Annotated in this window: 13 protein-coding genes and 1 pseudogene; 7 read left to right on the top strand and 7 right to left on the bottom strand. The window is 35.0% G+C overall.

Features of this window, described 5'->3' with window-relative positions; translation table 11 throughout:
* Positions 1-289 precede the first annotated feature (289 nt).
* From HCB45_RS07865 to HCB45_RS07885, 5 genes and pseudogenes are all read left to right on the top strand, one after another.
* Positions 290-691: a hypothetical protein gene (locus HCB45_RS07865; protein WP_185318653.1), complete on the top strand. Its 402-nt coding sequence runs from the start codon at positions 290-292 to the stop codon at positions 689-691.
* Positions 642-1,847: an SNF2-related protein gene (locus HCB45_RS07870; RefSeq protein ID WP_185619493.1), complete on the top strand. Its 1,206-nt coding sequence runs from the start codon at positions 642-644 to the stop codon at positions 1,845-1,847. Before HCB45_RS07865 ends, HCB45_RS07870 begins: the two co-directional genes overlap by 50 nt.
* A pseudogene (locus HCB45_RS07875) lies at positions 1,837-3,142 on the top strand (phosphoadenosine phosphosulfate reductase). The gene HCB45_RS07870 and the pseudogene HCB45_RS07875 overlap by 11 nt, the downstream one beginning before the upstream one ends.
* Before the next feature lie 9 nt (positions 3,143-3,151).
* A complete protein-coding gene (locus tag HCB45_RS07880) occupies positions 3,152-3,658 on the top strand; it encodes an IbrB-like domain-containing protein (protein ID WP_185318650.1) in 507 nt (168 codons plus the stop codon).
* Between the two features lie 22 nt (positions 3,659-3,680).
* Positions 3,681-4,412 (top strand): class I SAM-dependent methyltransferase, encoded by a 732-nt coding sequence (locus HCB45_RS07885; RefSeq protein WP_185318649.1) that lies wholly within the window; start codon positions 3,681-3,683, stop codon positions 4,410-4,412.
* Between the two features lie 48 nt (positions 4,413-4,460).
* Here HCB45_RS07885 and HCB45_RS07890 read toward each other — a convergent pair whose 3' ends face one another.
* From HCB45_RS07890 to yneA, 4 genes are all read right to left on the bottom strand, one after another.
* Positions 4,461-4,700, bottom strand: coding sequence for a YneF family protein (locus tag HCB45_RS07890; RefSeq protein ID WP_003723442.1), 240 nt, complete (start codon positions 4,698-4,700; stop codon positions 4,461-4,463).
* 220 nt (positions 4,701-4,920) lie between these two features.
* Positions 4,921-6,915 (bottom strand): transketolase, encoded by a 1,995-nt coding sequence (gene tkt, locus HCB45_RS07895; protein ID WP_185607810.1) that lies wholly within the window; start codon positions 6,913-6,915, stop codon positions 4,921-4,923.
* A 148-nt stretch (positions 6,916-7,063) separates the two neighbouring features.
* Positions 7,064-7,291: a DUF896 domain-containing protein gene (locus tag HCB45_RS07900; protein WP_185318648.1), complete on the bottom strand. Its 228-nt coding sequence runs from the start codon at positions 7,289-7,291 to the stop codon at positions 7,064-7,066.
* A 94-nt stretch (positions 7,292-7,385) separates the two neighbouring features.
* Complete coding sequence (gene yneA, locus HCB45_RS07905) at positions 7,386-7,715, bottom strand: cell division suppressor protein YneA (RefSeq protein WP_185318647.1); 330 nt, start codon at positions 7,713-7,715, stop codon at positions 7,386-7,388.
* A 157-nt stretch (positions 7,716-7,872) separates the two neighbouring features.
* Here yneA and lexA point away from each other — a divergent pair, with 157 nt between their 5' ends.
* Both lexA and HCB45_RS07915 read left to right on the top strand, forming a co-directional pair.
* Positions 7,873-8,487 carry a transcriptional repressor LexA gene (gene lexA, locus HCB45_RS07910; RefSeq protein WP_003723438.1) on the top strand — a complete coding sequence of 205 codons (615 nt, stop codon included), beginning with the start codon at positions 7,873-7,875 and terminating at the stop codon, positions 8,485-8,487.
* Between the two features lie 29 nt (positions 8,488-8,516).
* Positions 8,517-9,038: a GNAT family N-acetyltransferase gene (locus HCB45_RS07915; protein WP_185318646.1), complete on the top strand. Its 522-nt coding sequence runs from the start codon at positions 8,517-8,519 to the stop codon at positions 9,036-9,038.
* Positions 9,039-9,079: 41 nt separating this feature from the next.
* Here HCB45_RS07915 and HCB45_RS07920 read toward each other — a convergent pair whose 3' ends face one another.
* The 3 genes from HCB45_RS07920 to HCB45_RS07930 all read right to left on the bottom strand — a co-directional run bounded on the left by HCB45_RS07920 (position 9,080) and on the right by HCB45_RS07930 (position 12,294).
* Positions 9,080-10,375, bottom strand: a complete 1,296-nt coding sequence (locus HCB45_RS07920; RefSeq protein ID WP_185318645.1) for an arsenic transporter — start codon at positions 10,373-10,375, stop codon at positions 9,080-9,082.
* A 145-nt stretch (positions 10,376-10,520) separates the two neighbouring features.
* Positions 10,521-11,855 carry a type I glutamate--ammonia ligase gene (gene glnA / locus HCB45_RS07925; RefSeq protein WP_185318644.1) on the bottom strand — a complete coding sequence of 445 codons (1,335 nt, stop codon included), beginning with the start codon at positions 11,853-11,855 and terminating at the stop codon, positions 10,521-10,523.
* Between the two features lie 70 nt (positions 11,856-11,925).
* A complete protein-coding gene (locus HCB45_RS07930; protein WP_003719570.1) occupies positions 11,926-12,294 on the bottom strand; it encodes a MerR family transcriptional regulator in 369 nt (122 codons plus the stop codon).
* Between the last annotated feature and the right edge of the window lie 50 nt (positions 12,295-12,344).

Below are 12,344 nucleotides of genomic sequence, written 5' to 3' on the forward strand. Positions count from 1 at the left end.
ATTCATAGATAGAAAACTTTTCCATCCACCATTATCTATTCTACTAAAAAGCTAGCTATTACAAAAGTGTTTTCTACTAAAAAGTGAAAAAACATTTTAAATTTCACAAAACGTCTATTTTTTTAATAGCTAAATTACTTGTTTTGTACTTTGAAAAATATTCAAAATCTTATTTTTTCACAATTAGGATGGTTTTGTAGCGTATCACCGTTTTTTTGTGATAAAATAAACATACAAATAGCTAAAAAATGAGCGATAATGACAAAACACATAGGAGCTTTAGATTTTAATGGTTAAATGGAACAAAATTTATACATATAGCGAAAGCATTGAAGAATGGGGAAAACAAACAATTATAGAAATGCCCTCTTATAGTGAATATGCGGGTTATTTTTTCTTATTACCGCGAAAAATGGTGTTTTCTGTTTCGTCTGATTATAATTATTTTTATTTTCCAGATACATGGATTTTTACATTAAAGAAACATATAGAAAAAAGAAGCATAGATGCAGCCACAATGATGCTTCTATTTAAACAAGAAAGTGAAGAAATAATGCAATATTTTCAAACAAAGAAAGTAAATGATAGTATTGTAAAAATTCGTACACATATCCCTAAAAAAATTGAAAAAGATGTGATAATTGCAAATGACCTTATTAGACAACCAAATACAAGCAATACAGAAACTTAAACATTATAATGTCGGCGCTTTATTTATGAAACCCGGCACAGGTAAAACACGTATAGCCTGTGAGCTAATCAAGGAAGCAAACCCAGATTACATCTTATGGATTACTCCTTTTCAAACAAAAGAAAATCTTGCTGCAGAAATTCAAAAATGGGGTTATGATTTCCCACAAGATATTGTCGGTATTGAATCCCTCTCCAACTCTGATTACTTATATCTGAAATACAGAGAAAAATTAAAAAACGCTTCTAATAGTTATATTATTATGGATGAAAGTTTAAAAATTAAAAATAAACATGCACTCCGCACACAAAGAGCTATTAAACTTTCCAGGTTAGCCAACTATCGACTAATTATGAATGGGACTCCATTCAGCAAAAATATTTTAGATTTATGGTCGCAACTAGAATTTCTCTCCCCTAAAATATTGAACTTAAGTTTTTCCCAGTTCAAAAAAACATTTTGCGAATATGTAACTATTACCCAAATAACGAAAGATAAGCAGCAATCGATGGACATTATTAAGAAATATCATAATTTAGATTATTTATATCAATTAATTGCTCCGTTTATATTCTCTTCTTCGCTAGAATTAAAAGTCAATTGGCATTATATTCGTCACGATTTCAGTATTGACAACGAACTTTTGGAAAAATATTATGAAATAAAAGATGATTACCTCCAAAAAGCAGCTGCTTATACAATTAATATTAACTTTTTGGAGATGTCCCAAGTGATGCAACATTGTTACTGTCTCTCCTCAGAAAAATTCACTATCGTAGAATCTTTAATTGCGGGTAAAGAAACTACCACCATCATTTTTTGTAAATATAAGCGATCCGAAGAAGCTCTTATTAAAGCATTTCCTAATATTAAAATCACAACCTTTGCAAAATCTTCTTACGGACTTAATTTACAATATTATAATCAAATTATTTATTTTGACAAAACATTCGATTATTCCCAGCGTGATCAATCAGAGCGTCGAATATACCGTACCGGTCAAACTGAAGACTGTTACTACCATGATTTAAGTGGCAATGTTGGTCTAGACACATTGATTGATTCAAACATATCTAAGAAAACGAGTTTGTTACAAGAATTTAAAAAAGAACTCTCACAAAAAAATTCTTTTGAGGTGATTATGGATGCTTTCTAAAACAGTCTTTGATGCTTCCCAAGAAAGAATGGAAGTAATTTTTTCCGAATTCGATAACATCATTGTGTCATTTTCTGGTGGTAAAGATAGTGCTGTGATGCTTCATTTAATGATTGATTATATAAGAAAAAATAATATTCAAAAGAAAATTTACGTATATCATATGGACTATGAAGGTCAATACACAGCCACAAGTGATTTTGTAGCTGAGATGTTAACGAGTAACTTAGACATTATTGAACCGCTATGGTGTTGCCTCCCTATTGCCGCCCAATCAGCAGTTTCGATGTATACCGACCACTGGATTCCTTGGGAAAAATCAAAACAAGCTATTTGGGTAAGAGAAATGCCTGATTATCCAGCTGTCATAAATGAGGACAATGCCCCTTTTGATTTTGATTTTCATACAATTTGGGATTATGAATTCAACAAAAAAATTATCCACTGGTTGCATACTAAAAATAATGCTAAAAAAACAATTGCTTTAATTGGTATTCGACAACAAGAATCACTTAATCGCTATAATGCAATTCATAAAAAAGAACGCATGTATAAAAACTATAATTGGACAACTGAAATTTCTAAAAATATATATAATGCCTATCCGATTCATGATTGGCTAGTAGAAGATATTTGGACGGCTAATGCCAAATTCAACTGGTCATACAACAAAATTTATGATTTGTTTTACCATGCTGGATTAACATTGAATGATATGCGAGTCGCTAGCCCTTTTAATGATTCCGCAACAGAAAGTCTTAAGTTATACCGTGTAATTGAACCTGCAACTTTGGTCTAAATTAGTCGGTCGCGTAAACGGAGCCAATTTCACAGCTATTTACGGCGGAACTTCTGCGATGGCTTGGAAAGAAATTAATTTACCACCAAATCATACTTGGAAATCTTATTTAGAATTTTTACTTACAACTTTACCAAGCTACACAAGAGAACGTTATTTAAAAAAATTTAAAACAAGCATCAATTATTGGACCGAAAAAGGTGGCGCTTTAAAAGTAGAGACTGTACAAGAATTAAAAAATTTAAATGTACAAGCTGACTTCCTAGGAAAACCTCAAAACAAACGTACATATACAAACCCTATGGAAGTCGTTCGTTTTAAAGAATACCCAGATGATTTGAAGATTAAAGAATTTGCTAGCGTACCTACATATAAAAGAATGTGTATCGCTATTTTAAAAAATGATTATACCTGCAAATATATGGGTTTTGGTCAGACTAAGCTTGAATTAGAGAAAAGAAAACATGCATTAGAAAAATATAATAATATTTTATGAGGTGATATAATGAAATATCAAAGTCCAGTATACAACGTCACTCCTATTCACTACACTAAACTTCAAGCAAATAATTATAATCCAAATACCGTTCCAGCAACCGAACTAAAACTTCTTGAAAAATCTATTTGGGAAGATGGGTTTACACAACCAATTGTTTGCTATCCCTTGGAAAACTCTGGTAAATATGAAATAATTGATGGATTTCATCGTTATACTATCATGAAATCTTCTAAACGAATCCGCGAAAGAGAAAATGAATTACTACCTGTAGTGATTTTAGAAAAAGATACCGTAAATCGAATTGCTTCTACTATTCGCCACAATCGTGCTCGAGGATTTCATAATGTAGAACTTATGTCTTCTATCGTTGGCGAATTAGCAGAGAGCGGCATGTCAGATAGTTGGATCATGAAAAATATCGGAATGGATGCAAATGAAATCTTACGCTTAAAACAAGTGAGTGGCCTTGCTCACCTCTTCTTAGATAAAGAATTTAGTAAAGCTTCTGATTAATTGAGGAAAAGAGGAATTAAAAATGAAAGAAAATAAATACGATGACAAAGAATTTTTTGAACAATATAGTCAAATGCCACGTTCTAAAAACGGCCTTGCTGCTGCCGGGGAATGGCATGAATTTAAAAAACTTCTCCCAGACTTTAATCAAAAGACAGTGCTTGATTTAGGCTGTGGTTTTGGTTGGCACTGTATTTATGCAGCCGACCATGGCGCAAAGAAAGTAGTTGGAATTGATTTATCTGCGCGCATGTTAACTGAAGCAAAACAAAAAACTACTTCAAGTGCAGTTAGTTATCAACAAAAAGCGATAGAAGACATGGATATTGAACCAGAAATATATGATGTTATCATGAGTTCACTCGCTATTCACTACGTCAGTTCCTTTCAAGACATTTGTCAAAAAGTCCATACTAATTTAAAAACAGGTGGCGAGTTTATTTTCTCTGTCGAACATCCAGTTTTTACTGCGGATGGCAGACAAGATTGGTACACTGACGAAACTGGTAATAAGTTACACTGGCCAGTTGATCGCTATTTCAACGAATCTATTCGAACAACTCATTTTCTTGGTGAAGATGTAAAAAAATACCATCGCACCCTTACGACTTATATCCAGACGCTCCTTCAAAATAATTTTGATCTTAAAAGTGTTATCGAACCAGAACCAGCTCCAGAACTTAAAAATTTACCAGAAATGCAAGATGAATATCGTCGCCCAATGATGTTAATTATTTCAGCAACTAAAAAGTAATCAAAAAACCCTTCTAGTTTTATAGAAGGGTTTTACTTTGTTAAAATATTATTTCTTTGCTTTTTTTGGTTTTTCTTTTTCTTGCTGTTTGTTCATCGCGCTCATCATTTGATTGATTTTCTTTTGGGATGGTTTTTGACCCATTTGCGCCATCATCATTTGTAACATTTGTTCGTTAATTGGCGGATTGTTTTTTAAATAGCTCATCATATAACGTCTTGCAATAAAGAATCCTCCCGCAAGTCCAGCTAGTAAACAAATAATGCCGACAAGAATGTAAATCCACATAGTCTCTTTTCTCCTCCTTGAAACAAAATCCTCTTTTATTGTACTTGATTTATATTAAACAGACAATACTTTTCAAGAAAACTTATCATCTAGATCAATTTATCAATAAAAGCTGCAAACAACCTCGTAATTATACCATTAATGGTACCACGGCGCAATCTAAAAAAAGCATAAAAAAACAGACCGCTCTAGAAAAACTAGCAACGGCCTGATTGTTTAATTAAAGTGATTTTACTGTATTAACTACGTTTTCAACAGTAAAGCCGTAATTCTTAATAACTGTTTCGCCTGGAGCAGAAGCACCAAACTTGTCAATTCCGATTACTTTACCATCTAAACCAACATAGCGTTCCCATCCAAAGCTAGCACCCATCTCGACTGCTACACGTTTTCTAACAGCATTTGGTAAGACACTTTCTTTGTATTCAGCTGATTGTTGTTCAAATAGGTCAAATGATGGCACACTGACAACAGATACATCTTTTCCTTGAGCTTGAAGTTCTTTTTGAGCTTCAACAGCTAAGTTAACTTCCGAACCACTTGCTAGAATAATCGCCTCTGGTACATCAGCTTTAGCCGGTGAAATAACATAAGCACCTTTTTTTACACCTTCTGCAGATAACTTAGCAGAATTTGGTAACGTAGGTAATCCTTGACGTGTAAGGACAAGTACATGTGGAGTATCTGTAGAAGTAATCGCTAGTTTCCAAGCTTCTACTACTTCATTCCCATCAGCAGGACGGATGACAGAAAGACCCGGCATAGCGCGTAAACTTGCAAGTTGTTCAATCGGCTCATGTGTTGGGCCATCTTCCCCTACTGCAATACTATCATGTGTCATTACGTAAGTTACTGGTAAATGTTGAATGGCAGATAAACGAATCGCAGCACGTACATAGTCAGAGAATACAAAGAATGTACCTCCGTATACTTGTAGTCCGCCGTGGAGAGCCATACCATTTAACGCTGCACCCATTGCAAATTCACGAACTCCAAACCAGATATTTCGTTCTGCAGGAGTTTTTTTAGTGAATTCACCGTCTGTTTTGATTGTTGTATTATTAGAACCAGCAAGGTCAGCCGAGCCACCAAAAATAGTAGGAATTTTTCCAGCTAATGCATTAATAACTTCTCCGCTTGAAGCACGACTAGCAAGTGCTTTAGAATCGTCATAAACTGGAAGATCCGCATCCCAATCAGCTGGTAACTTGTTATTTAGGCTATCTTCTAATTGCTCAGCAAGCTCAGGGTACTTCGCTTTGTAAGAAGCAAATAATTCATTCCAAGCAGTTTCAGCTTTTTCGCCACGTTCGCCAATAGTTTCTTTGAAGCGAGCAGTAACCTCTTCAGGAACAAAGAATTTTTCTTCATAATTCCAGCCATATGCTTTTTTCGCTTCTAAAATACCTTCATCACCAAGTGGAGCACCGTGAACTTTACTTGTACCTGCATTTGGAGCACCAAAACCAATAACAGTTTTCACTTCAATCATTGTAGGTTGTGAAGTATTTTGTTTTGCCTTTTCAATAGCAGCTAGAATTTCTGCTGTATCATTACCATCTTTAACTAATAAGTGCTCCCAGCCATAAGCTTCAAAGCGTTGTTTTACATTTTCAGAGAATGATTTGTCTAAATCACCATCTAGAGAAATATCATTGGAATCATATAAAACAACTAGTCTTCCAAGTTGTTGATGACCTGCATAGGAAGCCGCCTCAGATGCAACACCTTCCATTAAATCTCCATCTCCGCATAGCGCATAAGTATAGTGATCCACGACTGGGAAACCATCTTTATTATATTTTGCTTCTAAATGTCTTTCTGCCATAGCCATACCAACAGCCATCGCAATACCTTGACCAAGTGGACCAGTAGTTGCATCTACACCGTCAGTATAACGATATTCTGGATGACCCGGAGTTTTACTTTCCCATTGACGGAAATTTTTAAGGTCTTCAATTTCTAATTTGAAACCACTTAAATGTAATAAACTATATAAAAGCATTGAGCCGTGTCCAGCAGAAAGTACAAAGCGATCCCGGTTAAACCAATGGGAATTTTTAGGGTTTGTGTTTAATACGCGAGACCAAAGAGCATAGGCCATTGGCGCTGCTCCCATTGGTAAACCTGGGTGACCAGAATTTGCTTTTTGAATTGCATCCATTGATAATGTACGAATTGTATTAACTGCTAAACTATCTGTGTTATCGAACAAATGAAACATCCTCTCTCTTCAATATAATTTTAACTACTTTTAATAATAAGCCTAAAGAGCAATTAATACAACTAATAATTGCTTTAAATTGCTTAATTGATTGGTATTTTTGTTCATTTGCGCGAAAATGTTCATTTGGTGCTAACTATTACTTCTTATTCTTTCTCATTTGTTTTATTTTATGCGGTGTTACATCATTTCCTTTAGGGTCGATAATCGTTGTATTTTCAATTGTACCTTTCATATGTGTACGAAATGATTTAATATATTCTTTTCTTAATTTTTCTTGTTCCTTTTTTTCCTCGGTTGTTAGTGTTCCAGCTTTTTTCTTTTTAGAAAGCTCATTAATTCTATCTATTTTAGCTTTTTCTAGCATTAAAAAATTCACCCTTTTCTGCATTATAATAAAATAAGGAAGTAGTATAATCACTACTTCCTTTATTATATCATAAACGATATAAAAATCGTTTCTACTGGTTTGCTAATTGAATAGTGCTATCACTTTTTTGTAACTTTGTTTCGTGTACTGGTATAACTACGGAATCCCCAGCTTTCACATGCCCATCGGTTAGATTGTTTTCTTTTTCGACCCATGATACAAAATCAGCTTTAGGCATGTCGCTTTTCGCTGCATATTGGTCAGCAAGTGCCCAAACGGAATCTCCTTCATTTACATCCACTTCTGAATACTCACTACCACTTCCAATAACAGTACACATTAAAATAATACCTAAAACTATACAAGTTAATACAAATATAATAGAAACATAAAATTTATCCCAAATTAATTTTAATGTCATTAAAAACCCCTCCAAAAAAGAATATATGTTCGCTTTTCTATATTATAGAACAACCGTTCGCTTATGTCAATAAAAAAACGAACCTTTGTTTGCATATTGGTTTTTCTTTTGCTATACTTGATTTATAAAATAACCATTAACTTAATGAGGTGAAACCATGAAAATATCTAAACGCCAACAAGATATATATGAATTTATTAAATCAGAAGTAAAAGAAAAAGGTTATCCACCCTCTGTACGCGAAATTGGGGAAGCAGTCGGACTTGCTTCTAGCTCTACAGTTCATGGGCATCTTGCTCGCCTTGAAGGTAAAGGCTTAATTAGACGTGACCCAACCAAGCCTCGTGCGATTGAAATATTATCTTTAGAAGACGAAGCAGAAACACCAAATGTTGTAAATATTCCTATCATAGGAAAGGTAACAGCCGGAATGCCTATCACAGCAATTGAGAACATCGATGAATATTTCCCCTTGCCAGAATACATGGCAGCTGGCGAAACGAATGTATTCATGTTAGAAATTGACGGTGAGAGCATGATAAATGCTGGAATTCTTGATGGCGATAAAGTAATCGTTAGACAGCAAAGTTCCGCAATCAATGGAGAAATCGTCGTAGCCATGACGGATGAAAATGAAGCTACATGCAAACGTTTCTATAAAGAAGCTAATCATTTCAGACTACAACCCGAAAACGACGCTTTAGAACCTATTCTTTTAAATAACGTTACTATTCTTGGAAAAGTAATCGGACTTTATAGAGATATTCGCTAATTTTATTTGGTAAACAGGTGGTTTTTAAGATGATTTATTTTGAAACAGTAAGGCTTATCGCAAGAGATTATTTAGTAAGTGATTATCTTCCTTTTAGCCAAATGAACGCAGATAAAAAAGTAATGAAATTCTTCCCAGCCACATTAACTCAAAAAGAAAGTAATGCACTACTTGATAGAAATCAAGAAGAACTAAATTCCCTAGGATATGGTCTTTTTGCCATCGAAGTTAAAACTACTAGTGAATTTATCGGATTTACCGGGTTTCATGAAGCGACATTCAAAGCAGAATTTACCCCTTGCACCGAAATTGGTTGGCGATTAAAGCGTAGTGCGTGGAACCAAGGATATGCTACTGAAGCCGCATTAGGTGCATTATCGTTTGCTAAGGGTATCAGTGCTATCAACGAAATTTACAGCTTTACCGCAACCTGCAATAAAGCTTCCGAACAAGTTATGAAAAAAATCCATTTGACAAAAGTAGCTAATTTCGAACATCCTGCTTTAGTAAATGGCGATCCACTAAAACCTCATGTGCTTTATAAGGCATAACAAAACCCCCGTACGCTTAATTAAAAGTGTACGGGGGTTTTTCAGTTCCAAATAAGTAGTGATAAGTACAATCCTACGAGCGTAATGAACAAAACAGGAATAGTAATTACAATGCCAATTTTGAAGTAAGAGCCCCAACTTATCTTGATACCTTTCTGTGCTAACACATGTAACCAAAGTAAAGTAGCGAGCGAGCCAATCGGCGTTATTTTAGGACCTAAATCTGAGCCTATAACATTAGCATAAACCAATGCCTCTTTCATCACCCCAGTAAATGAAGTATGATCGATTGCAAGTGCATTTATCATAACAGTAGGCAAATTATTCATGACAGATGATAGTATCGCAGCTATAAAACCCATTCCAATTGTCCCAGCAAATAAGCCAAAATCCGCAACATAAATAATAGCTTCTGATAACAGTTTGGTTATTCCAACATTTTGCAAACCATACACAACTACATACATACCAATGGAGAAAAATACAATATTCCAAGGCGCTCCTTTTAAAATGGCTTTTGTTGAAACTGAGTGACTTTTTGCTCCAACAAATAAAAAAATAAAAGCAACTAGTAAGGCAATAAATGACACTGGTATCTCTAAAAAACTACTCAAAAAATAGCCTACCACAAGAATGAGAAGGATTCCCCACGAAATGCGAAACATCTTTTTATCTTTAAGCGCTGAAACCGGTTCTCGAATTGCTCTCGCATCATACTTTCTAGGTAATGCTTTTCGGAAATAGATATATAAAATAATGATGCTAGCAACTAAAGAAAAAACAGTGGGAATCCACATGATAAGTGCGTATTGCGAAAAACTAATTCCAAAAAAATCAGCCGAAACTATATTGACTAAATTACTAACCACAAGAGGTAAAGATGTCGTATCTGCAATAAATCCACTTGCGATAATAAACGGAAATACTTTTTTCTCATCAAAATTCAGTGCTCGGACCATCGCTAAAACAATCGGAGTCAAAATCAGTGCCGCTCCGTCATTTGCAAATAGCGCTGCAACCAAAGCTCCCAAAACAGAAATTAGAATAAACATCCATAATCCATTTCCTTTTGATAGCCTTGCCATATGTAATGCCGCCCACTCAAAAAAACCAATTTCATCTAAAATTAGGGAAATAATAATAATAGCAATAAAAGCGAGTGTGGCATTCCATACTATCCCTGTAACAGTTACAACATCTGATAAGGTGACAACACCAAGTAATAATGCAATTAACGCTCCGCCGCATGCTGACCATCCAATTGATAAATTTCTTGGCTGCCAAATCACGAAAAAAAGCGTTAAAACAAATACTAAAATAGCTAGAGTAATCTGCATTTCTTCCCCTTTCCCTAATGAAACCTCCCTTTCATTAGCACAATTTTAAATATAAGCCTCTATTTGCCAAACATCAAATATTTGATATCCGTTATTAAAATAAAAAAAGCTCGTTTCCAGTTTTTAAGAAACGAGCTTCAAACTATTAATAAATTTCAAGATATTGTTCGCGTTCCCAAGGGTGAACTGCTGTGCGGAACATATCACACTCAATCGTTTTTGCTTCAATAAAGTGTTCGAAAATGTGCTCACCTAAACCATCACGTATGATGTCGTCTTTTTCAAGTTCAATTAGAGCATGACCTAAGCTTTCTGGTAGATCATAAATGCCAGTTGCTTCACGTTCTTCTTCATTCATGCCGTAAATGTTACGATCAACCGGTGCTGGAGGAGTTAATTCGTCTTTAATTCCAGATAAACCAGCTTTAAGTAATACCGCCATTGCTAAATACGGATTAGCAGATGGGTCAACGCTACGTAATTCCAGACGTGTGCTTAATCCACGAGAACTTGGAACACGTACTAGCGGACTACGATTTTTACCTGACCACGCAATGTAACATGGTGCTTCATATCCTGGAACCAATCGTTTGAATGAGTTAATTGTTGGATTTGTAACAGCAGTATAGCCACGAGCATGTTTCAACATCCCTGCTAAGAAATGATAAGCTGTTTGGCTCAATTCTAGTTCGCCACTTTCATCGAAGAAAGCATTTCCTTTTTCATTAAATAGCGACATATTGAAATGCATTCCAGAACCATTTACACCAAAGAGTGGCTTCGGCATGAATGTTGCGTGTAAACCATGTTTACGAGCAATTGTTTTTACGACTAATTTAAATGTTTGGATACTATCACACGCTGTAACGGCGTCTTCATATTTAAAATCAATTTCGTGTTGACCTGGAGCTACTTCATGGTGAGAAGCTTCGATTTCAAAGCCCATCTCTTCTAATTCAAGCACGATATCACGTCGACAGTTTTCACCTAAATCTGTTGGTGCTAAATCGAAATAACCACCACTATCATTTAATTCAAGCGTCGGACGACGATTTTCATCTAATTTGAATAGGAAAAATTCTGGCTCAGGCCCTAAGTTAAATTCTGTGAAACCTAGTTCTTCCATTTCTTTAAGTACACGTTTTAAGTTAGCGCGCGGGTCTCCGGCAAATGGAGTCATGTCAGGATTATAAATATCACAAATCATTCTTGCAACTTTTCCTTTTTCAGCTGTCCATGGGAACACAACCCAAGTATCTAAGTCTGGGAATAAATACATATCAGACTCTTCAATTCTTACAAAGCCTTCAATGGAGGAACCGTCAAACATGATTTTGTTATCTAGTGCTTTCTTTAGTTGGCTAACAGGAATTTCCACATTCTTAATTATCCCGAGAATATCCGTGAACTGTAAACGAATAAATTTTACATTTTGTTCATCTGCGAAGCGGAAAATGTCTTCTTTTGTATATTTTGCCATAATCTAAATTCCTCCTAAATAATCTAATTATATTAACTTCTAAATAAAGTAAATACCTCTTCTTGTCGTTTTAAAACCTTGGTAATTGTTGTTTCCCTGTCGCATCTTGCTTGACAAAGCGACCAGCTTGTTGCATTTCTTTTCTAAGTATTTTGCGTACATCATCATCTGTCAAAGGTTCTTTTGATTCTTTTTGCTGCATTTGATACATTTTCTTAATTCCCGCAATATTCAGACCATCATTCAAATAATCTTTTATCTCTAGCAAAACATCAATGTCTTGAAGTGAATACAAACGGTGATTTCCTTGATTGCGTGCTGGATGGATTAATCCTTGGTCTTCATAGTAGCGAATTTGTCTAGCGGTGAGATCGGTTAGCTTCATCACAGGCCCAATTGGAAACAGCGGCATTGATCTCCGGATTTCCTTTTCACTCACGACAATTCCCCCTCAAAACATAATTATTTTTTGATGATAGTAGCATTATA

The organism is Listeria farberi (genome assembly GCF_014229245.1).
GTDB lineage: Bacteria > Bacillota > Bacilli > Lactobacillales > Listeriaceae > Listeria > Listeria farberi.